22 protein-coding genes and 3 tRNA genes are annotated in these 21554 nt (G+C 67.0%); 8 read left to right on the top strand and 17 right to left on the bottom strand.

What is annotated here, in order from left to right; genetic code table 11:
• Window positions 1-58: 58 nt before the first annotated feature.
• From KW830_RS01430 to folC, 9 genes are all read right to left on the bottom strand, one after another.
• A tRNA-Asp gene (locus KW830_RS01430) sits at window positions 59-135 on the bottom strand.
• A 48-nt stretch (window positions 136-183) separates the two neighbouring features.
• Window positions 184-259, bottom strand: a tRNA-Glu gene (locus KW830_RS01425).
• A 41-nt stretch (window positions 260-300) separates the two neighbouring features.
• Window positions 301-376, bottom strand: a tRNA-Ala gene (locus KW830_RS01420).
• A gap of 72 nt (window positions 377-448) precedes the next feature.
• A complete protein-coding gene (gene gltX / locus KW830_RS01415) occupies window positions 449-1855 on the bottom strand; it encodes a glutamate--tRNA ligase (RefSeq protein WP_218331704.1) in 1407 nt (468 codons plus the stop codon).
• Window positions 1852-3066, bottom strand: coding sequence for an O-succinylhomoserine sulfhydrylase (locus KW830_RS01410; RefSeq protein WP_066533389.1), 1215 nt, complete (start codon window positions 3064-3066; stop codon window positions 1852-1854). The genes gltX and KW830_RS01410 overlap by 4 nt, the downstream gene beginning before the upstream one ends.
• A gap of 259 nt (window positions 3067-3325) precedes the next feature.
• Window positions 3326-4834 carry an amidophosphoribosyltransferase gene (gene purF / locus KW830_RS01405; protein WP_066533392.1) on the bottom strand — a complete coding sequence of 503 codons (1509 nt, stop codon included), beginning with the start codon at window positions 4832-4834 and terminating at the stop codon, window positions 3326-3328.
• An 83-nt stretch (window positions 4835-4917) separates the two neighbouring features.
• Window positions 4918-5412 (bottom strand): CvpA family protein, encoded by a 495-nt coding sequence (locus KW830_RS01400; protein ID WP_066533394.1) that lies wholly within the window; start codon window positions 5410-5412, stop codon window positions 4918-4920.
• Between the two features lie 20 nt (window positions 5413-5432).
• Window positions 5433-6335 (bottom strand): SPOR domain-containing protein, encoded by a 903-nt coding sequence (locus tag KW830_RS01395; RefSeq protein WP_218331702.1) that lies wholly within the window; start codon window positions 6333-6335, stop codon window positions 5433-5435.
• Between the two features lie 32 nt (window positions 6336-6367).
• On the bottom strand, window positions 6368-7690 hold the full coding sequence (gene folC, locus KW830_RS01390; protein ID WP_218331701.1) for a bifunctional tetrahydrofolate synthase/dihydrofolate synthase: 1323 nt from the start codon (window positions 7688-7690) through the stop codon (window positions 6368-6370).
• A gap of 48 nt (window positions 7691-7738) precedes the next feature.
• On the opposite strand from folC, the gene KW830_RS01385 reads away from it, so the two are divergent.
• The 7 genes from KW830_RS01385 (at window position 7739) to KW830_RS01355 (ending at window position 13369) form a co-directional block, all read left to right on the top strand.
• Window positions 7739-8101 (top strand): ArsC family reductase, encoded by a 363-nt coding sequence (locus tag KW830_RS01385; protein WP_066533962.1) that lies wholly within the window; start codon window positions 7739-7741, stop codon window positions 8099-8101.
• A gap of 386 nt (window positions 8102-8487) precedes the next feature.
• On the top strand, window positions 8488-9234 hold the full coding sequence (locus tag KW830_RS01380) for a glycine zipper 2TM domain-containing protein (RefSeq protein ID WP_066533400.1): 747 nt from the start codon (window positions 8488-8490) through the stop codon (window positions 9232-9234).
• Window positions 9235-9437: 203 nt separating this feature from the next.
• The gene (locus KW830_RS01375; protein ID WP_066533965.1) at window positions 9438-9755 is read left to right on the top strand and encodes a pyrimidine/purine nucleoside phosphorylase; all 318 of its coding nucleotides are present in this window, start codon (window positions 9438-9440) and stop codon (window positions 9753-9755) included.
• A 134-nt stretch (window positions 9756-9889) separates the two neighbouring features.
• Window positions 9890-11227, top strand: coding sequence for an argininosuccinate synthase (gene argG, locus KW830_RS01370; protein ID WP_066533967.1), 1338 nt, complete (start codon window positions 9890-9892; stop codon window positions 11225-11227).
• A 225-nt stretch (window positions 11228-11452) separates the two neighbouring features.
• Complete coding sequence (locus KW830_RS01365; RefSeq protein ID WP_066533403.1) at window positions 11453-11941, top strand: hypothetical protein; 489 nt, start codon at window positions 11453-11455, stop codon at window positions 11939-11941.
• A 293-nt stretch (window positions 11942-12234) separates the two neighbouring features.
• A complete protein-coding gene (locus KW830_RS01360; protein WP_066533405.1) occupies window positions 12235-12552 on the top strand; it encodes a DUF4148 domain-containing protein in 318 nt (105 codons plus the stop codon).
• Window positions 12553-12673: 121 nt separating this feature from the next.
• A complete protein-coding gene (locus KW830_RS01355) occupies window positions 12674-13369 on the top strand; it encodes a Crp/Fnr family transcriptional regulator (RefSeq protein WP_192333680.1) in 696 nt (231 codons plus the stop codon).
• A gap of 122 nt (window positions 13370-13491) precedes the next feature.
• Here KW830_RS01355 and murB read toward each other — a convergent pair whose 3' ends face one another.
• Window positions 13492-14550, bottom strand: a complete 1059-nt coding sequence (murB, locus tag KW830_RS01350; protein WP_066533413.1) for a UDP-N-acetylmuramate dehydrogenase — start codon at window positions 14548-14550, stop codon at window positions 13492-13494.
• A gap of 86 nt (window positions 14551-14636) precedes the next feature.
• On the opposite strand from murB, the gene KW830_RS01345 reads away from it, so the two are divergent.
• Window positions 14637-15122, top strand: a complete 486-nt coding sequence (locus KW830_RS01345) for a YajQ family cyclic di-GMP-binding protein (RefSeq protein WP_066533969.1) — start codon at window positions 14637-14639, stop codon at window positions 15120-15122.
• Between the two features lie 40 nt (window positions 15123-15162).
• Here the strand turns inward: KW830_RS01345 and KW830_RS01340 are convergent, their stop codons facing one another.
• The 7 genes from KW830_RS01340 to KW830_RS01310 are packed head-to-tail and all read right to left on the bottom strand — an operon-like array spanning window position 15163 to window position 21553.
• Window positions 15163-16065 (bottom strand): TIGR01777 family oxidoreductase, encoded by a 903-nt coding sequence (locus KW830_RS01340; RefSeq protein WP_218331700.1) that lies wholly within the window; start codon window positions 16063-16065, stop codon window positions 15163-15165.
• Window positions 16066-16097: 32 nt separating this feature from the next.
• On the bottom strand, window positions 16098-16796 hold the full coding sequence (locus tag KW830_RS01335; protein WP_218331699.1) for an SDR family NAD(P)-dependent oxidoreductase: 699 nt from the start codon (window positions 16794-16796) through the stop codon (window positions 16098-16100).
• Between the two features lie 20 nt (window positions 16797-16816).
• Window positions 16817-18385, bottom strand: coding sequence for a cryptochrome/photolyase family protein (locus KW830_RS01330; protein ID WP_218331698.1), 1569 nt, complete (start codon window positions 18383-18385; stop codon window positions 16817-16819).
• Window positions 18382-19689, bottom strand: coding sequence for a DASH family cryptochrome (locus tag KW830_RS01325; protein WP_218331697.1), 1308 nt, complete (start codon window positions 19687-19689; stop codon window positions 18382-18384). Before KW830_RS01325 ends, KW830_RS01330 begins: the two co-directional genes overlap by 4 nt.
• Window positions 19686-19847, bottom strand: coding sequence for a DUF2256 domain-containing protein (locus KW830_RS01320; RefSeq protein ID WP_192333671.1), 162 nt, complete (start codon window positions 19845-19847; stop codon window positions 19686-19688). The genes KW830_RS01325 and KW830_RS01320 overlap by 4 nt, the downstream gene beginning before the upstream one ends.
• 20 nt (window positions 19848-19867) lie before the next feature.
• Window positions 19868-20938 (bottom strand): NAD(P)/FAD-dependent oxidoreductase, encoded by a 1071-nt coding sequence (locus KW830_RS01315; RefSeq protein WP_218331696.1) that lies wholly within the window; start codon window positions 20936-20938, stop codon window positions 19868-19870.
• Window positions 20939-20944: 6 nt separating this feature from the next.
• Window positions 20945-21553, bottom strand: a complete 609-nt coding sequence (locus KW830_RS01310) for a lipocalin family protein (protein ID WP_218332581.1) — start codon at window positions 21551-21553, stop codon at window positions 20945-20947.
• Between the last annotated feature and the right edge of the window lies 1 nt (window position 21554).

Genomic DNA, 21554 nt, shown 5'->3' with positions numbered 1-21554 from the left:
GATTAAAAAAGCGCCTTCAGATTCAAAGGCGCTTTTTTAATCAAGCGACTGGCCAAACTGGCGGAGTGGACGGGACTCGAACCCGCGACCCCCGGCGTGACAGGCCGGTATTCTAACCAACTGAACTACCACTCCTGGCAGGAAACTTCGCTATTTTTTAAGTAGCTACCAGCGTTTCAAACTTGGCGACCCTACGGGGATTCGAACCCCGGTACTCACCGTGAAAGGGTGATGTCCTAGGCCTCTAGACGATAGGGTCAATTCCTAGAACTCTGACTGTTACCAGCCAGCGTCTGTTTTTGGTGGAGGTAAACGGGATCGAACCGATGACCTCTTGCATGCCATGCAAGCGCTCTCCCAGCTGAGCTATACCCCCAAAATTCTCACTCTTGACAACGCGACTTTTATTCAATCGCGTTGTGCAGAGCCTCGAATTATAGACAGGTTTTTAGCGGTTTTTCAAACGCGTAAGAATTTTTTCGCGACCGAGCAATTCCAGCACCGCATCCACCGACGGCGTGTGGGCCGTGCCCACGGTCAGCACGCGCACGGGCATGGCCAGAACGGGCATTTTTACGCCCTGGGCCTTGAGCACTTCCTTGATGGCGGCGGCGATGGCTTCCTTGGTCCATTCCACGCTCTGCATGGCGGCGGCGAAGGCATCCAGCACCGGGGTGGCGGCTTCGGTCACATGCTTGGCATAGTCTTCAGCATTGCGTTCCACACCATCCACATAGAAGACCTTGGCCCACTGGGCCAGGTCCACCAGGGTTTCGCAGCGGTCCTTGAACAGGGCCACGATGCGCACCAGGCGGTCGTCGGCCTGCAGCACGGCGGCGTCCACACCGGCCTTGACCACGAAGGGCGTGACCAGGGCGGCCAGCGCCGCATCATCCATGGCCTTCAGGTGCTGGGCATTGACCCAGCGCAGCTTGGCTTCATCGAACTGGCCGGCGCTGCGACCCAGGTGGTCCAGGTTGAACCATTCCAGGAACTGGGCGCGGCTGAAGATTTCATCGTCGCCGTGGCTCCAGCCCAGGCGGGCCAGGTAGTTCACCATGGCGTCGGGCAGATAGCCTTCGTCGCGGTACTGGGTCACGGCCTTGGCGCCGTTGCGCTTGCTCATCTTCTCGCCCTGCTCGTTCAGCACGGTGGGCAGGTGGGCGAACACGGGCACGTCGGCGCCCAGGGCTTCGAAGATGTGGATCTGGCGCGGGGTGTTGTTGACGTGGTCGTCGCCGCGGATCACGTGGGTGATGCGCATGTCCATGTCATCGACGCAGACGCAGAAGTTGTAGGTGGGCGTGCCATCGGGGCGGGCGATCACCAGATCGTCCAGCTCGGAGTTCTGGAACTCGATATGGCCCTTGCACTTGTCGTCCCAGCCCACCACGCCGTCCTTGGGGGTCTTGAAGCGCAGCACGGGCTTCACGCCTTCGGGGATGGCCGGCAGCACCTTGCCGGGCTCGGGGCGCCAGGTGCCGTCGTAGCGCGGCTTTTCCTTGGCGGCCATCTGCTTCTCGCGCAGGGCGTCCAGCTCTTCCATGCTCATGTAGCAGGGGTAGACATGGCCCTTGGCCTGCAGCGTGGCCAGCACTTCCTTGTAGCGGTCCATGCGCTGCATCTGGTAGAACGGACCTTCGTCATGGTCCAGCTGCAGCCATTGCATGCCTTCGATGATCACGTCCACCGATGCCTGGGTGGAGCGCTCCAGGTCGGTGTCTTCGATGCGCAGCACGAAGTCGCCGCCATTGGCGCGGGCAAAGGCCCAGGGGTACAGCGCCGAGCGGATGTTGCCCAGGTGGATGAAGCCGGTGGGCGAAGGGGCAAAACGGGTACGAATTTTGGTTGTCATTTCAAGGTATCCAGTCCGCGAGAAAGATCGGCCTTCAAGTCATCAAGGTGCTCGAGGCCCACGGAAATGCGAATCAGGCCCTGGCCGATGCCGGCGGCCTGGCGCTGCTCTTCGGTCAGGCGGCCGTGCGAGGTGCTGGCCGGGTGGGTGATGGTGGTCTTTACATCGCCCAGGTTGGCAGTGATGGAGCACACCTGGGTGCTGTCCACCACATGGAAGGCGTTGGCGCGCAGTTGCTCGGCGCCCTGCCCGATCACATCGAAGGCGATCACGGCGCCGCCCATGCCGTTTTGCTGGCGCATGGCCAGCGCATGCTGCGGGTGGCTGGCCAGACCGGGGTAGTACACGCGCGCCACCTTGGGGTGGGCTTCCAGCCAGGTGGCCAGCTCCAGCGCCGATGCGCTTTCGGCCTTGACGCGCAGGGCCAGCGTTTCCAGACCCTTCATCACCACCCAGGCGTTGAACGGTGCCAGGTTCAGGCCGCCGCTGCGCAGGAAGGTGCCCATGACCTTGTCCACCAGCGCCACGGTGCCACAGACGGCGCCGGCCATCACGCGACCCTGGCCGTCCAGGAACTTGGTGCCGGAGTGCACCACCACGTCGGCGCCCAGCTTGGCGGGCTGCTGCAGGATGGGCGTGGCAAAGCTGTTGTCCACGGCCAGCAGTGCGCCGTGGGCGTGGGCGATCTCGGCCAGCGCGGCAATGTCGCACAGGTCGGTCAGCGGGTTGGTGGGCGTTTCGGCAAACAGCATGCGGGTGTTGGGGCGGATGGCCGCCTTCCACTCGTCGATGTTGGTTTGCGACACAAAGCTGGTTTCCACGCCGAAGCGGGCCATTTCGGTGCCCAGCAGCTTGATGGTGGAGCCGAACATGGACTGCGAGCAGATCACGTGGTCGCCCGTCTTCAGCGCCGTCAGCGCCACCAGCAGGATGGCCGACATGCCGGTGGACGTGGCCACAGCGCATTCCGTGCCTTCCAGGGCTGCCAGGCGGCGCTCGAAGCTGGTCACCGTGGGGTTGCTGGTGCGGCTGTAGGTATAGCCTTCTTCCTGGCCGGCAAAGCGGCGCGCCGCCGTCTCGGCGTTGGGCTGCACAAAGCTGCTGGCCAGGTACAGGGCTTCGCTGTGTTCGCCCCACTGGCTGCGTTCCACGGCCTCGCGCACGGCGAGGGTCTCAGGGTGCAATCCCTGGGGCAGGGAGTGATCGGTCACGGTACTTGGTCCTTGCAGGTGGCACCGGCGGTCTTTCCTCCGCCGGTCGCGGCATGCACGCTTCCACACGAAGCGCGCTTGCACCGCATCTCAACAAAACAAAAAAATGAGCTGATTGCGCTGTCGTCACCAGACTTTTCAGCAAGAAACATTGTGAAAGTCTTGGTAATCCAGCGCAATTAGCTCATGTTTCTGAAGCTCTCGCTTCCGGACACAGTGTGCAAGGCGGCGCTGTCGCCCACCTTGCACACCGGGTGCATCAGCTTTCCTGGGCGTTGGGCAGCGACAGGCGGGAAGTGTCTTCCTGCTCTTCTTCGCCGCCGCGGTTGCGGCCTTCGTTCAGCGCCGTCACCTCGGCGCTCGAGATATCGCCGGTGATGTAGACGCCGTCGAAGCACGACGCCTCGAAGCCCTTGACCGCCGGGTTGATCTTGCCCACGGCCTGCTTCATGGCGTCCACGTCCTGATAGATCAGCGCGTCGCAGCCAATCACCTGGCGGATCTCTTCCACGGTGCGGTCGCTGGCCACCAGCTCGGAGCGGGTGGGCATGTCGATGCCGTACACATTGGGGTAGCGCACGGGAGGCGCTGCGGAAGCCAGGTAGACCTTGTTGGCGCCGGCGTCGCGTGCCATCTGCACGATTTCCTTGGAAGTGGTGCCGCGCACGATGGAGTCATCCACCAGCAGCACGTTGCGGCCCTTGAACTCGCTGCCGATGGCATTGAGCTTCTGGCGCACCGACTTCTTGCGCGCGCCCTGACCCGGCATGATGAAGGTGCGGCCCACGTAGCGGTTCTTCACAAACCCTTCGCGGTAGGGAATGCCCAGCAGCTGCGCCAGCTGCATGGCGCTGGGGCGGCTGGATTCGGGGATCGGGATGATGGCGTCGATCTCGCTGGGCGGCACCGTGGAGATCACGCGCTTGGCCAGCGTCTCGCCCATGTTCAGGCGGGCCTGGTAGACCGAGATGCCGTCCATGGTGGAGTCCGGGCGGGCCAGGTACACGTACTCGAACACGCAGGGGTGCAGCTCGCTCTTGGCGGCGCATTGCTCGCTGTGCACGGTGCCGTCGTTGCTGATGAACACGGCTTCGCCCGGCGCCACATCGCGTTCGAACTGGTGCAACGTGCCTTCCAGTGCCACGGATTCGCTGGCCAGCATGTGCGTGCCGTCCGCGCCCTTGCCGATGCACAGCGGGCGGATGCCATAGGGGTCGCGGAAGGCCAGCAGGCCGTAGCCGGCGATCAGCGCGATCACGGCGTACGAGCCCTTGAGGCGCAGGTGCACGGCACGCACGGCCTTGAAGATGTCTTCGGTCTTCAGCGGTGCGCCGCTGGAGGCACGGCCGATTTCGTGCGCCAGCACGTTCAGCAGCACTTCCGAGTCGCTCTCGGTGTTGGTGTGGCGATGGTCGGTCTCGGCCAGCTCGTTGCGCAGCTGCTTGGCGTTGGTGAGGTTGCCGTTGTGCACCATCACGATACCAAAGGGCGCGTTCACGTAGAAGGGCTGGGCCTCTTCTTCGCTGGAGGCGTTGCCCGCCGTGGGGTAGCGGACCTGGCCCAGGCCCACCGAGCCGGGCAGCGCACGCATGTTGCGGGTGCGGAACACGTCCTTCACCATGCCCTTGGCCTTGTGCATGAAGAACTTGCGTTCCTGCTGCGTGACAATGCCGGCGGCATCCTGCCCGCGGTGCTGCAGCAGCAGCAGGGCGTCATAGATCAGTTGATTCACGGGCGCGGTGCTGACCACGCCGACGATTCCACACATATTGCGTTTCCATCATGGCAGGACTGGGTCCTGCGTGTTTATGCGGGGCGGCTTGCGCTGCCCCGCGACCTTCTCAACTCTTGCTACACCGGGGCCGTCAGGTACTTGCCCAGCTCTTGCGGCAGCGACGGCACCAGCGTGCGCGCCAGATCGGCCAGCTGCGGCCCGGCCCAGGACTGGACCCACCAGTCCTGCTGGTGCAGCGGGGTGTTCACCACCACCAGCGTGACCACCAGCACCAGCACCATGCCGCGCAGCACGCCGAACAGCGCGCCCAGTGTGCGGTCGACCGGGCGCAAGCCCACGACCTCGATCAGTTTCTTGGCCAGGGCGCTCAGCAGCCCCCAGGCGAACACCGCCACCACAAAGACGGCGACAAATCCTGCGGCATAGCGCACCGTGGGGTCAAAGCCATCCACGGGCAGCCAGGCACCGACATCGCCTGCGAACAGGCGGGCAATCCAGAAGGCTGCGACCCAGCCCACCAGCGAAAACAATTCATACACCAGACCGCGCCACGCTCCCAGCATCAGGGAGGCGCAGCACACCACCAGCAAAACCGCGTCCAAGGTTGCCATGCGTCGCTATCGGCCCGCCATCAACCGGGCTGCACCGACGCCGGCAGACCCAGTCCCTTGATGCGGGATGCGGCCTTGTCCGCCTCGGCACGGCCGTTGAACGGTCCCACGCGCACACGCGTTACTTTGCCAGCGGCTGCATTCACAGTCTGGGTGTAGGCCTTCAGACCGGCACCGGCCAGCTTCTGGCGCACCTCGTTGGCCTTGTCCACATCGCCGAAGGCGCCGACCTGCACGATGAACTTGCCTTCCTGCTTGGCCGCCGCTTCGGGCTTGGCCGCAGCGGTGGATGCAGGGCGCCCTTCGAGCAGCGCACGGGCACGCTCGGCGTCGTCGTCGCGCGATTTCTTGGGTTCGGGCTTGGCCTCGACCTTGGGCTCCGGCTTGTGCTCCACCTTGGGCTCGGGCTTCTTCACCTCGGGTTTGGGCTCGGGCTTGGGTTCCGGCTTCTTCACCTCGGGCTTGGGTTCGGGTTTCGGCTCCGGCTTGGGTTCGGGCTTGGGCACCAGCTGGGGCTGCGGCGGCACCGGCACGGCCGGCGCAAACACTTCCTCGCCCGCTCCCAGGCTGTTTTCCGTGCGCACGGGCGCGGTGGGCTCAGGCGCTGGCGCGGCCGGCGCGGTGGCGCGCGGATTGGCCGCCATGGTCGTGTGCTCGCCGGGCACCACCATCGGGGCGACCTGGTTGCGATCCGGGATTTCGATGGGCACGTCCACCGCGATCGGGCGCGGCTGGGTGTCAAACAGCAGGGGGAAGCCCACCACACCGACCAGCACCAGCACCGCCGCGCCGATCAGGCGGTGGCGCGCACGGCGGCGCAGCGATTCGACGCTGTCCCCCTGTGCATTGCGGGATGAGCGCCGGGAAGATGGCTGTTCTGCCTCTTCTTTCTGGCCGGGCCAGCGGAACTTGAAAAATGCCATGGAGTGCGATGCGTGTGGGCCGTTGGAGGACGTCAGGCTTCCAGGTGCTTGGCGCCCAGTCGGGGAATGCCATGCTGCAGCACACCACCCACCGTATAGAACGAGCCAAAGACCACGATTCTATCAGCCGGCTCCGCCGCAGCGACGGCCGCCTGCAGCGCGGCCTCTGGGTTGGCGTGCAGGCTGGTACTGACTTGCCGCTGGCCGCCGGCCACCATCTGCACCGCATTCCATTTGGCCTGCAGGCTGGCGGCGGTCTCTGCCCGGGGGGTGGGCAGGTCGGTGAAGTACCAGCGATCGATCAGCGGGCCGACCTTGGCCAGCATGGGTGCCAGGTCCTTGTCCGCCATGGCGCCAAAGACCGCATGCGTGGTGGGGAAGTAGCCCATGGCATCCAGGTTGGCGGTCAGCGCCGCCACCGAATGCGGGTTGTGCGCCACGTCCAGCACCAGCGTGGGCTGGCCGGGCACGATCTGGAAGCGCCCCGGCAGCTCGACCATGGCCAGCCCGGTGCGCACCGCCTGGGCGGTGACGGGCAGGCGGTCGCGGATGGCTTCGAACGCCGCCAGCACGCCCGAGGCGTTCATCAGCTGGTTGGCACCGCGCAGCGCCGGATAGGCCAGACCCGCATAGCGGCGGCCACGGCCGGCCCAGCCCCATTGCTGCTTGTCGCCTTCGAAGTTGAAGTCGCGGCCGAAGCGCCACAGCTCGGCACCGATGGCCTCGGCATGGTCCAGCACGCTTTGCGGCGGCACCGGGTCGCTCACCACCACCGGGCGGCCGGCGCGCATGATGCCGGCCTTTTCACGGCCGATGGTCTCGCGGTCGTTGCCCAGGATAGCGGCGTGGTCGATGTCCACGCTGGTGATGATGGCGCAGTCGGTGTCGATCACGTTGGTGGCATCCAGACGGCCGCCCAGCCCCACTTCCAGGATGGCGACATCCAGCCTGGCCAGGCTGAGCATGCGCAGGATGGCCAGCGTGGTGAATTCAAAATAGGTCAGCAGCACTTCTTCGCCCTGCAGGCGGGCGGCCTCGACGGCGGCGAAGTGCGGCAGAAAGTCGTCGGCCAGCGCGATTTCGCCGTGGATGCGGCAGCGCTCCTCAAAGTGCACCAGGTGGGGCGAGGTGTAGACCCCGGGCCGATAGCCGGACTGCAGGGCCACGGCTTCCAGCATGGCACAGGTGGAGCCTTTGCCATTGGTGCCGGCCACGGTGATGACCGGGCAGTCGAAGCGCAGCTCCATGCGGCGCGCGACTTCCTGTACGCGCTCCAGGCCCATGGCGATGGATTGGGGATGAATCTGCTCGCAATGGGCGAGCCACTCGGTCAAGGTGTTCGGGGTGGTGTGCATACGAGGCTTTATTGTCGCCCACCCTCCGTATCCCTGATGATGGAGGGCATGAGTACCACGACCATTCTTTACGGCATTCCCAATTGCGACACCGTCAAAAAGGCCCGCGCCTGGCTGACCGAGCAAGGCATTGCCTATAGTTTTCACGATTTCAAGAAGCAAGGCGTGCCCGCCGACCACCTGCCGCGCTGGCTGCAGGCCGTGGGCTGGGAAAAGCTGGTCAACCGCCAGGGCACCACCTGGCGCAAGCTGGATGCGGCCGTGCAGGCCGCGGTGCAGGACGATGCCAGCGCCACCCGGCTGGTGCTGGACAACGCCAGCGTGATCAAGCGCCCCGTGGTGGAATGGGCAGACGGCCGCACCACCGTGGGCTTCAAGGCGGAAGATTGGGCTGCCGCCCTGGGCCGCTGACCAGGGTCCGGCGCCCGTGGCCCGGTGCACCCGCCCCCGGTACCGTGCGGCCGGGGCGCACGGGAACTTTGCGGGCTGCGCCCCACCCTAACGGGGGAAAGGACATGCAGGCAAAGGAGCATGCGCATGGGCATGGGTATAGCCCTGTGGGCAGCATAGACCGCCGCCGCCCGGGCGCACAGCAGCCCGGTTGCACACCCTCACACGGGCTTTGCGCAACTTTACCCCGGCCCGGGCAAGCGTTCACACACCGGGTCTAGACTGCAAGGCATGGGACAGCGCAAGCAGCGCCCATGTCAACACGGGGCTGGCGCCCTGCGTTGTAGACAGCCAAGGCAGCCGGTCTCCGGAGCGCCGTGGCACACAGATTGGACAAGGAGCATTCCATGAGGATCACACATTGGCTGACTTGGGGCACGCTGGCCGCCGCGGCAGGCCTGGCCTGCGGCACTGCCAACGCCCAGGAACGTGGCCGCGTGCTGCAATCCGTCCCCGTGGTGCAGCAGGTGGGCATACCGCAGCAGGTCTGCGGCGATGAACCCGTCTACCGCGGCCAGCAGACGTCGGGCGCCGGCGCTGTGATCGGCGCGCTGGTGGGCGGCGTCGCCGGCAATGCCCTGGGCACAGGCGGCCACTACGGCCGCCACGGCCAGTACTACGGCTCCAACCGGGGCGCCACCACGGTCATCGGCGCGGTGGCCGGCGGCCTGATCGGCAACCAGGTGGAAGGCATGAACGGCGGCACGCCGGCCTACCAGACGGTGCGCCGCTGCACCAACGAGACGGTGTACGAAAACCGCACCGTGGGCTACGACGTGACCTATGAATACGCCGGCCGCCGCTACACCGCCCGCATGGACCATGATCCCGGCCGCTGGGTGCCGGTGCAGGTACAGCCCCGCGGCAGCTACAGCAGCTCGTCGGTGACCGGCAGCGGCTTTGTCGGCCCCAGCGGCACCTACAGCTCGGCCCCGGCCGGCGTGACGGTGACCGAAAGCATCACCTACGAGGCGCCGCAATCGAACATCCCCATCGTGGTGGATGTGAATGTGGACCCGCGCTATCCGGGCTACCCCGCCTACCCTCCCTATCCGGGCCGCCCCCAGCCGCGCGGCTACGGTTACGGCTACTGAGGCGCAGGCACGGGGCGCGCAACACGCTGCGGCAGCCGCCCTTGCCCCGCCAAGACCTCCGTCAATCCCCCTGCTCATGCCCCATCCAGCCCCTGCTTTCCGGCAGGGGCTTTTTCTTGTGCGCCCCTTCGCGCCCGTCCAGCGCCACGCTGGCCTAAAATGGCCGGTTTCGACCACCTTTGTCGCACCGCGCGCATTACTCCATGAGCACCGACCAATTCTCCGGCGTCACCCTGACCACCAAGGCCAATGTCTACTTTGACGGCAAATGCGTGAGCCACAGCTTCACCCTGGCCGACGGCACCAAGAAGTCCGTCGGTGTGGTGCTGCCTGCCACGCTGACCTTTGGTACGGCCGCCGCCGAGATCATGGAATGCGTGGGCGGTGCCTGCGAGTACAAGCTGGACGGCAGCGATGAATGGAAGAAGTCCGTGGCGGGCGAGAGCTTCCACATCCCTGCGAACTCCAAGTTCGACATCCGTGTGGACGAGGCCTACCACTACATCTGCCACTACGCCTGAGCGCCGGGGGCGGCATTGCGACGCCCCTGCGATCGCCACAGCCGGTCGTTGCACCCGTTTTTGGCCGCTGGCACGCTGAGAGCCCCGAGCTCGCCGCGCGCACCAGCAGCTGTCTTTTGATTGAGAAGCACACCATGGAAACCATCCTGCAAAACGTTCCCGTCGGCCAGAAGGTCGGCATTGCCTTCTCCGGTGGCCTGGACACCTCGGCCGCCCTGCGCTGGATGAAGAACAAGGGCGCCCTGCCCTACGCCTACACCGCCAACCTGGGCCAGCCCGACGAAGAGGACTACGACGCCATCCCCCGCAAGGCGATGGAATACGGCGCCGAAAAGGCCCGCCTGATCGACTGCCGCACCCAGCTGGCCAACGAAGGCATTGCCGCCATCCAGGCCGGCGCCTTCCACATCAGCACCGGTGGCATCACCTACTTCAACACCACCCCGCTGGGCCGCGCCGTGACCGGCACCATGCTGGTGGCCGCCATGAAGGAAGACGACGTCAACATCTGGGGTGACGGTTCGACCTTCAAGGGCAATGACATCGAGCGTTTCTACCGCTACGGTCTGCTGACCAACCCGGCGCTGAAGATCTACAAGCCCTGGCTGGACAACGCCTTCATCAACGAGCTGGGCGGCCGCACCGAAATGTCGGAATTCCTGATCAAGGAAGGCTTCGGCTACAAGATGTCGGTCGAAAAGGCCTACTCCACCGACTCCAACATGCTGGGCGCCACCCACGAAGCCAAGGATCTGGAGCAGCTGAGCAGCGGCATCCGCATCGTGAACCCCATCATGGGCGTGGCGTTCTGGAAGCCGGAAGTCGAAGTGAAGGCCGAGGAAGTGTCGGTCACCTTCGAAGAAGGCCGCCCCGTGGCTCTGAACGGCCAGCGCTTTGACGACCCCGTGGCCCTGTTCCTGGAAGCCAACCGCATCGGCGGCCGCCACGGCCTGGGCATGAGCGACCAGATCGAGAACCGCATCATCGAAGCCAAGAGCCGAGGCATCTACGAAGCCCCCGGCATGGCCCTGCTGCACATCGCCTACGAGCGCCTGGTGACCGGCATCCACAACGAAGACACCATCGAGCAGTACCGAGTGAACGGCCTGAAGCTGGGCCGCCTGCTGTACCAGGGCCGCTGGTTCGACCCCCAGGCCATCATGCTGCGCGAAGCCGCACAGCGCTGGGTGGCCCGCGCCATCACCGGCACCGTGACGCTGGAGCTGCGCCGCGGCAATGACTACTCCATCCTGAACACCGAATCCTCCAACCTGACCTACGCGCCCGAGCGCCTGTCGATGGAGAAGGTGGAAGACGCGCCGTTCAGCCCGGTGGACCGCATCGGCCAGCTGACCATGCGCAACCTGGACCTGATCGACACCCGCGACAAGCTGGCCATCTACGCCAAGGCCGGCCTGCTGAGCGTGAGCAGCACCAGCGCCCTGCCCCAGCTGGGCGGCGACAAGAAGTAAGTTCTGCCAGCCCTGGTCCGAAAAATCAGGGTTTACACGGAAGCCGCTGCCCCTGCAGCGGCTTTTTTTATGAGCAGTCAGTGCCTGTGCAGCCTTGATCTCCAACAGCTTTGTCGTTGAAATGCCGCAAAACCGTACACAGGCCGCTACCAAAACGAAGAGTTACCCCGTGCACCCTGGCAGCGGCTACAGTGGCAACCAACGTAATTGCGCAAAGGAGCGCTGATGTCCCGTTCTACCCGCCGCTGGAGCCAACCGGCCCTGTTCATCCTGGCCGCTGCCCTGGCAGCCCCTGCTTTTGCCGCCGATCCGGCCCCTGCCGCTGCGCCCGCCCCGGCCGACGCTGCTGCACCGCAACAGCAACAGCAGCAAGCCCCCAAGCCCAATCCCGCCGCGGAAAAGGCACTGGGCCAACGCTTCCAGTCCATCTTTGCCGCCTTTGAAGGCAAGGCCGCCCTGCCGGACAGCAAGAGCTTCTCCGAAGAGTTCAACAAGCAGGTCACGCCCGAGCAGATGAAGGAAGTGCTGCAACAGGTGCACCAGAGCGTGGGCGCCTGCCGCGTGGCCGCCCAGATGCGCGTGCCCACCTCCTACGCCTCCGGCTACCTGCTGCAGTGCGACAAGGCTTTTGTGCCCATGGACATCGCCGTGGAAGAAAAAGCCCCTTACCGTATCCACAGCCTGCTGATCCGCCCCGGCTACTGGAAGAAGTAAGCCGCGCGCACGCTGCACGCCTGGGGCATGCAGCCGCCACCCCCGAAGCCGCCTGGCCCATGCCGGCGGCTTTTTTCATGGGCCCATGGGCGATGGCCCCGGGCTGCCGGCCCGGTATTCCGCCCAGCATTGGCTCCGGCATTTCGCCCGGCATTCTCTCCACCTGTTCCTCTGGTTCGCTTTCGCGCGAAAGTGTGCGTTTTGGCACATACACACGGGCACTGCGCGGTCGACACTGCAGCCATGCATGGAGGCCTCCCACGCATGTTGACCACCAGAACCGGAGAATCCTTATGCCATCCCCTCGCACCATCCTGACCCTGTCCCTGCTGGCCTGTGCTGCCGGCACCGCCTTTGCCGGCGGCCCTGCCGGTGAAGGCAGCGACTGGCCGCCACTGCCCCAGGGCGGCACGCCGCTGAGCCGCGCCCAGGTGCAGGCCGACACCCAGGCCGCACGCGACCATGGAACCCTGGCCATGCAGGGCGATCAGATGTACATCGCCCCCAGCGCAGCCAGCCACCTGGACCGCGCCACGGTGCGCGCCGAAGCGGCCCAGGCGCTGCGCGCCGGCCTGATCCCCAGCGGCGATGCCAGCACCTCGGTCCACTGACCCCGTGCCGGTGGCGCAGGCCGTGCAGCCCACGGCCTGCGCCACCGGCACGCCTTTGAGTCCATTCAGATCTTTCAGGTCTTTGCTTGCCTGCGCGCCCACGGCACGCGGGCTGGTCCCCATGCAGCCTTCGACCCCACGCTCCGGACTGGCCTTGCAGTCCATCGAACTGTTCCGCGGCCTCAGTCCCGCCTGCCTGCAGCACATTGCCAACCGCTGCGCATGGTGGGTGCTGGAGCCCCACACCCAGCTGCTGCAGAACCAGCAGGTGGCGTTTGTCTGCTCCGGCAGCCTGCGCATTGCCACCTATTCCGCCAACGGCAAGGAGGTGTCGTTCAGCGAACGCGGTGCGGGGTCGCACATCGGGGATATTGCCGTGCTGGAAGGCCACAGCGGCACGGCCTTCGGCACCACGCTGGAGCCCACGGTGCTGGCCACGCTGGACCGCGATGCCTTCACGGAACTGCTGCACCAGGAGCCCTTGCTGGCCCACCGGGTGATCCATTCGCTCACCGCCCGCATCCGGCGCCTGAGCGAGCGGGTGGTGCAGCTGAGCACCCTGGGCGTGCCCGCCCGCCTGCATGCCGAGCTGCTGCGCCTGTGCGAGGCCGCCGGCATCGACGCGCAGGGACAGGCCCACCTGCAGCCCCTGCCTTCGCACGCCATTCTGGCCAGCATGATCGGCGCCAATCGCGAACAGGTGACCCGCGCCCTGAATGCGCTGGCCAAACAAGGCCTGGTGCGCAAGACCGGGGCACACAGCCTGAGCGTGCTGGATGTGGCCGCGCTGCGCCGCCGGGTGATGGCCGGCGAATAAGGCGGCCGGCCCGGCCCCGGCACAGCGCCGGGCAAGGCCAGTTGGGTTGCGTTCAGCTCAGGGGCATGCCCCGCACACGGCGCGGCAGCCTGGAGATCAGGAGAGCTGGAAAGCACCCGCGCTTATACCACCACCGGCTCGGGTTCCAGCCGGATGCCGAAGCGTTCGTAGACGCTGGTCTGGATGGCGCTGGCCAGGGTCATCACCTCGCCGCCGGTCACGTTGACGCCGCCGGTGCCGCGGTTGACCAGCACCAGGGCCTGCTTGTCGTACACGCCGGCATGGCCCAAGGACTTGCCCTTCCAGCCGCAGGCATCGATCATCCAGCCGGCCGCCAGCTTGATGCTGCCGTCGTCCATGGGGTAGTGCACGATCTTGGGCTCGCGCGCCAGGATGTCGCGGCACTGGTCTTCGCTGACCGTGGGGTTCTTGAAGAAGCTGCCGGCGTTGCCGATGACGGCCGGATCGGGCAGCTTGGCACGGCGGATGGCGCAGACCCAGTCGAAGATCTGCTGCGCCGTGGGCTGTTCCACCCCTTCTTCCTGCTGGCGGCGCTGCAGGTCCAGATAGCTCAGCTCGGGCTTCCAGGGCTTGGGCAGGGCCAGGCGCACGGTGGTGATCACGGCGCAGCCCGCCAGCCCCATGCCCAGGCCGTTGCTGCTGGGCGCATGCTTGAAGACCGAGTCGCGGTAGCCGAAGGCGCACTGCCCTGCATCCAGCGAGAACACGGCGCCGCTGCGCAGGTCCACGGCGTCCAGCGAATGGAAGCGGTCCTGCAGCTCGATGCCGTAGGCACCGATGTTCTGCACCGGCGCCGCACCCACGGTGCCGGGCACCAGAGCCAGGTTTTCCAGCCCGGGATAGCCGTGGGCCACGGTCCAGGCCACCACATCGTGCCAGCGCTCGCCGGCGCCGGCTTCCACGATCCAGTGGCGCTCGGTCTCTTCCAGCAGGCGGATGCCCGGGATTTCCACCTTCACCACGACCGCGCGCACCACATCCCCGGTCAGCACGATATTGCTGCCGCCGCCCAGCACAAAACTGCGCCGTCCGCGGTAGACGGGACTGGCGGCAAAATCCTGGACATCGGCCACACTGCGCACACGCACCAGCGTGTCGGCACTGGCCACGATGCCAAAGGTGTTGCAGTCCTGCAGGGGGGTGTTTTTCTCGACTAACATCCCTGCAATTGTCGCACCGCCGCATGCCGCCCATGGCGCCGCCGGCGGATGGCCCCGTGAACCCCATTCAAGGAAAGAGTGACCCCATGCCTTCTTTTGACACCGTGCTGGAAGCCGACTTCGTCGAAGTCAAGAACGCCGTCGAAAACGCCTCCAAGGAAATTGGCACCCGTTTTGACTTCAAAGGCACATCGGCTGCCGTGGAACTGAAAGACAAGGAAATCACCATGTACGGTGATGCCGAGTTCCAGCTGCAACAGGTGGAAGACCTGCTGCGCAACAAGCTCACCAAGCGCAATGTGGACGTGCGCTTCCTGGACATCGAAAAGCCCCAGAAGGTGGGCGGCGACAAGGTCAAGCAGGTCGTCAAGATCAAGAACGGCATCGAGTCCGAGCTGGCCAAGAAGCTGCAGAAGCTGATCAAGGACAGCAAGATGAAGGTGCAGGCCTCCATCCAGGGCGAGAGCGTGCGCATCACCGGCGCCAAGCGCGACGATCTGCAGGCCGCCATGGCGCTGATCCGCAAGGACCTGGCGGACCACCCGCTGTCGTTCAACAACTTCCGCGACTGACACCCCGGTCGCTGACGGCGTCAGCGCCGGGGTGGCTGCCTCAGGGCGGGGCCAGCAACTGCCCAAGCGCTGCCGGCAGTTCCGGGTGGCGCCAGGAAAAGCCCGCTTCCCGGGCGCGCTGCGGCACCAGCCGCTGGCCGCCGAGCACCAGCACCGACATCTCCCCCAGCGCCAGACGCAGCGCCCAGGCCGGCACAGGCAGCAAGGCCGGGCGGCCCAGCGTCCGCGCAAGGATCCGGGTGAATTCGGCATTGCGCACCGCCTGCGGCGCGCAGGCGTTGTAGGGGCCGCTGCAGGTGTCACTGTGCAGCAGGTGGTCGATGAGGGCCACCTGGTCCTCGATGTGTATCCACGGCATCCACTGCCGGCCGTTGCCCAGCGTGCCCCCCAGCCCCAGCCGGAACGGGGGCAGAAGGCGCGCCAGCACGCCTGCGTGGGGCGCAAGCACGGGTGCCGTGCGCAACAGCACAACCCGCGCACCCCACTGGCGCGCGCGCTCCGCCTCCTGCTCCCACGCCATACACAGGCGGCTGCCGAAGTCCGTACGACCCGGCATGCTGTCTTCGGACAGCCATTGCTCCCCGCCGTCGCCGTACCAGCCCGTGGCAGAGCCCGAGATCAGCACCGGCGGCACCGTGGTCTGGCGCCCCATCCAGTCCACCAGGGTGCGCGTCAGGTCCACGCGGCTGCGCCACAGCAGGTCGCGCCTTGCCGCAGTCCAGCGATGGCTTGCAATGGGGGCGCCTGCCAGGTTGACGACGGCGTCCACTGGCGGTCTGCCATCCAGCGCCTCCAGCCTCGCGACGCCCTGTGCGCCGCTGCACAGCGCCGGCACCTGCTGCGGGTTGCGGCTCCAGACCCAGAGCTCATGGCCTTGGCGTTGCCAGTGCCGGCACAGGGCCTGCCCAATCAGGCCGGTGCCGCCAGTCAATAGGATACGCATGGTGTTCTCCTTGGTGGACAGTGGCGAAGACCTTACCAGGGAAGGCGCTGGCCATCGTAGGCCCAGAAGCCGCCGCTGTCTTCGGGTTGCAGGCCGTCCAGCAGCACCAGCAGGTCATGTGCGGCCTCTGCGGGCGGACGCCCGATCTGCGCCCCGCGAAACGGGGCCGACAGGGCCGAGTCCACGGTGCCGGGGTGCAGCGCGGCCAGCACGGCCTGGGGACGCGTGCGGGCGACCTCGATCGATGCGGTCTTGAGCAGCATGTTCAGCGCTGCCTTGGAGGCGCGGTAGCTGTACCAGCCACCCAGCCGGTTGTCGCCGATGCTGCCCACCTTGGCCGACAGCACTGCAAACAGGCTGCGCTCGCCGCGCGCCAGCAGGGGCGCGAAATGGGCCAGCACCAAGGCTGGGCCGATGGTGTTGGTGGCAAAGCTGGCCGCCAGGTGCACAGCGTTGAGGTCGGCCAGGCGTTTCTCGGGGCCGCCTGTCGGACCGCAGAGCATGCCGGTGGCCAGCACAATCAGGTGCCAGGGCCCGCGATGCGCCAATGCCTGCGCGGCGCTGGCGATGCTGTGCCCGGCGACCAGGTCGACCGCCGGATCGCTGCGGCGGCTGAGCGCACACACCTCGGCGCAGCGTGGATCGGCGCTCAGCTGCGCAGCCATGGCGCCGCCGATGGCACCGGAGGCTCCGATCACAATGGCACGGTAGGCAGTGGGAAGCGATTGCATGGCAGGCCTCGTGCGTGGGGTTACAGCGCATCCAGCCGCCCGCGCAGCTGACGGGCCTGCCCGCGCAGGGCCTCCTGCTGTTGCGGGGGCATCTTCTGCCACTGGCGGTACACCAGCGTCAGCCGGTGGTTGTCGCGCAAAGCGGTGCTGTGGCGGTCAAAGAAATCCCAGTACAGGGCGTTGAAGGGGCAGGCACGCGGGCCCGTCCTTTGCCGGGGGTCGTAGGCGCAGCCCCGGCAGTAGTCGGTCATGCGCTGCAGGTAGGCAGCCCCGCTGACATAGGGCTTGGTGGCAATCAGGCCGCCATCGGCGCTCTGGCTCATGCCCAGGGTGTTGGGCAGTTCCACCCACTCGAAGGCATCGATGTAGATGCCGAGGTACCAGCGGTGCAGCGCGACCGGATCCAGGCCGGCCAGCAGGGCGAAATTGCCAATCACCATCAGCCGCTGGATGTGGTGGGCATGCGCGGTCTGCAGCGACTGGCGTATGGACAGCTGCAGGCAGCGCATCCCGGTATCGCCCGTCCAGAACCAGCGCGGCAGCGGCAGGTGGTGGCCCAGAGCGTTGCGGTTCTCGTAGCCCGGCATGCATGACCAGTAGATGCCGCGCACGTACTCCCGCCAGCCCAGTATCTGGCGCACAAAGCCCTCCACCGCCGCCAGCGGGGCCTGGCCGCCGCGCCAGGCTGCTTCGGCGCGGCGGATCACTTCCAGCGGCTGCAGCATTTTCACATTCAGCGCAAACGAGAGCAGTGAATGGAAGAGGCGTGGCGCCTGGCTGGCCATGGCGTCTTCATAGTCGCCGAAGTGCGGCAGCGCCTGGGCGATGAAGGCTTCCAGGCAAGCCAGCGCCTCGGCGCGGTTCAGCGGCCAGCGCAGGGCTGCGGCCTGTGGCTGGCCCAAGCTGTCCACACCACAGCGCTGCAGCATTGCCCACAGCCCGCTGTGATCGTGTGTCGGGCGCCAGTCGGGCGGCTGCGGCGGAGTCCCCGGCCAGGGCTTGCGGTTGTCGTGGTCAAAGTTCCACCGCCCGCCTTCGGGCTGGCCGTCGGCATCCAGCAGCAGCCGGTGGCGGCGGCGCATGTGGCGGTAGAAATGCTCCATCAGCCACTGGCGGCGCCCCTGCATCAGTGCGGCCAGCTCGCCACGTGCCGTCAGAAAGTGTTCGCTGTCCACTATGTCCCAGGCCAGCGGCTGGGTGGCAGCCCAGGCCTGCAGTTGGGCATCCAGCCGCCATTCGTCGGGCTGCTGCCATTGCACGCTGCGGGCACCGTAGTGCCTGGCCAGCGCCTGCAGGTTGCCGGGGATGGACTGGCGGTTGCTGGCACTCTCCAGCGCTACATAGCGCACGCGGTGGCCGGCGGCACGCAGCTGGCGCGCAAAATCGCGCATGGCCGCAAAAATCGCCAGTATTTTTTGGGCGTGGTGCAGCACGTAGTCGGTTTCCTGGCGCACCTCCATCAGCACATAGACCACCTGCGCGTCCACCTGCTGGAACCAGCTGTGCCCGGGGTTGAGTTGGTCGCCCAGCACCAGCCGCAGGGTGCGGGCTGGCCAGGGGGCCGCGCGGGGGGATGTAGCGTGTGTCATGCTGTCCCCCACCGGCGCCGGTAGGTTCCCTGGGGATCCCAGGTGGCGGCCTGTCGCACAGGATCAAAGCGCCGGCCGCCGCGCGGGTCGGTGCCCCGGCCGGCGATGTAGAGCCAGTTGCCCTGGTTGCTGTAGACGTCATAGTCCAGTAGTTGCGCTTCGAACCATGCCGCCCCGGCACGCCAGTCGCAGCCCAGCTCATGTATGAGGTAGCTGGCTGCCACCTGGCGCAGGCGGTTGCCCAGGTAACCGGTGGCCGCCAGCTCGCGCATGGCCGCGTCCACCAGCGGCTGGCCCGTCTGTCCGGCGCACCATGCCGCAAAACGGCGGCCATCGTGCGGCGTGGCGCGCACGGGCCCCAGCCCGCGCGACCGGTACAGTGCGCGGCCGTGCTGCAGGTGCAGCAGACGGAAATAGTCGCGCCACAGCAGCTCGAACCACAGCCAGTAGCTGCCATCGCTGGCGCCGTGCATGGCCTCGAACTGCCGCAGCTGCGCCCACGCCTGCCGGGGTGAGAGCGCTCCCGTGGCCAGCCAGGGCGACCATTTGCTGGAAAAGTCCAGCCCGAGCAGACCGTTGCGCGTGCGCTTGTAGCTGTGGGGCAGATGCCGGGCCAGGTACTGCGCCAGGTGGGCCAATGCCGCCGCTTCACCGCCGTGCAGCCCGTGCTGCAGATAGGGGAACGCGCTGCGTCCATCGGCGGCAGGCACCGACCCGGCCAGCGCGGCCAGGGCCTGTGCCGGAGCATCGGTGCATTGCCCGGGCATGCCGGGTGGCCATGGCGGCAGCGCGGTGGGCGACGGCAGGGGCGCGGCAGGCTGCAGCCCGGCGCTTTCAATCGCCTGGCGAAACGCAGTGAAAACGGGGGGCAGTTGCAGTGGCGGCCAGGGCAGGTGGTCGGGATCGAGCAGGCTGCTGTGCCATACGGTCTGGACCTGCAGGCCTGCCGCACGCAGGTCGGTAACCTGCGCCTGCTCCTCGGGTGCTGCAATCTCTTCGCACACCACAGTGCGGGTGCCCACGGTCCGTGCGAGTGCCGGCAAGGCGCTGGCAGCAGGTTCGTCCAGTATCCAGAGCGGGCAGCCCAGATGCTGCAACTGCCGGCGCAGCTGCTCCACGGCGGAGGCCCACCAGGCAAGCCGGTGCGGGCCGATGCGCGCAAAGCCCCAGCGGGTGGTGGCATGCACATCGGGCAGGCACACCACGGGCAGCAGGTGTTTCGCCCCCAGGGCACACGCGCGCTGCAGCGCGCGCTGGTCGTGTAGCCTCAGGTCGCTGCGGAACCAGAGCAGCACTGTGCTCATGGCGGCGCTCCCGGCGATGGCGGCCGGTTGCGCTGGCGACGGCAGCGTTCCGAGCAGTACAGGACCGCATCCCAGACGCGGGCCCACTTTTTGCGCCATGCAAAAGGGCGCCCGCAGCGCTGGCAGCACTTTTGCGGCAGATGGGGCTTGCGGTGCATGGCGCCCTTTCGGTGGGAGCTCAGGCGGCGTGGCGCTGCCCTGCCGCATGGACGGCGCGTGCCAGGCTGCGGCCACTCAGCCAGGCTCCTTCCACGGTGCCGTTGTGCAGCCAGTCTCCGCACAGGCCCAGGCCAGACGCAGGGCTCCACCAGCAGTCCACATGCAGCGGCTGCGTGGCGTCGGCATAGCGCCAGCGGTGGGAGGTCGCCTGCACGCTGGCCGGGCTGGGGCCACCGAGCCGCGCGAAGGCCTGCAGCAGGGCTGCAGTGACCGTCTGGGCATCGTCTTCCAGGTGGGCCTCGCTCCAGCTGTGGGAGGCCTGCAGCAGCCAGGTTTCGGGGCCGCTGCGGCCGGGTTTGCTGCTGTCGCGCGCAATCCAGCGCAAGGGGCTGTGCTCGACGACGCAGCCGTCCACCGCCATGGGAACCGGCCCGGCGCAGCGCACCATGACCGACCAGCAGGGCCGCATGCGGGCGCTGCGGGCAAGCCGGGCCGCCTCGGGCGCCACGGCTTCCAGCAGAGCCACCGCCTGCGGCGCGGGCACGGCCAGCAGCACGGTCCGATAGCGCTGTGGTGCGGCGCCATGCTCGGGGCTGTGCAGCGCCCAGCCAGCGCCCTCCCCGGCCGCAGTCTGCAGCGGTTCAACGGTGGTCTGCCATTGAAAGCGCACCGGATCGGGCATGTCCTGCATGCCGCGCACCATGTGCGCGGCGGGGGACGTCATGCGCGGGGTGCCGACAAAGCGCTGCGGCGCGTTGTCCTGCAGCCGAAGACGTTCACCATCGTGGAGCCCTATCCTGCCTGGCCATGGGGCCGTGGCGCCCGCTTCCTGCCAGCTCCGGACCTGGGCGCGGAAATCGGCGTCATGGGCCTGGAAAGAGGGTGCACCATGGTCGCACTGCCAGTGGGCGCCGGCGTCGGTGCCGCGCCGCGTGCTCATCCGGCCCGAAGCCCCCCGGCTTTTGTCGAAGACGTGCACGCTGTGCCCGGCCCGGGCCAGAAGCTGTGCACAGGCCAGGCCCGCCAGGCCGGCACCGATGATGGCGATGGGACCGGACGGGGCCGAGGGGGAAGGAATCGGGATGGACATGGAACCTCAGGGCCGCCCGGTGGGGTCTGCATGGGTGTGGGACACCCAGATGAACGCATGCGTGTCGATGCCCAGTGCCTTGGCGCGCTGGACAATGCCATCCAGGGTCTCGGGCGGCAGGCTGGTGTCGCGCGCCAGAATCCAGGCATAGCGGGTGTTCTCGCCCACGACCAGGGCCCAGCGGTAATCCGGGTCCAGCGCCACCACGTGGTAGCCACCGTAGAACGGGCCGAAGAAAGACACTTTCAGCGAAGCCGTGCTGGCGGCCCCTGTGAACAGGGCTTTGCCCGTGGCCTCACGCCACACGCCGGTGGCAGCGATGCGGCCACGGTTGACCACCTGGACGCTGCCGTCCGGCTGGGGGGTGTAGCGTGCCGAGACATTGTCCATGCCGCGCTCGAACGCATGGTCCAGGCGCGCCAGCTCGTACCATCGCCCCTGGTAGCGTGCAAAATCGAATCCCTGGACGGGCTGCATCCCCTGCGGAGGATGGGTGTTGGCACAGCCCGCCAGCAGGGCCGTGCAGGCCAGACCGATTGCCAGCCAGCACAGCAGCCGTGCGTGCAGGGACCAGGCGGTCGGCACCCAGGGCCGTGTGCGTCGCAGAAGAAGCATG

Origin of the sequence: Comamonas sp. CMM03, assembly GCF_019218715.1 — a bacterium.
In the GTDB taxonomy this organism is placed as follows: Bacteria; Pseudomonadota; Gammaproteobacteria; order Burkholderiales; family Burkholderiaceae_C; genus Comamonas; species Comamonas terrigena.
Note: the sequence above shows the minus strand (reverse complement) of the source record. Positions and strands in the feature narration are given on the sequence as shown.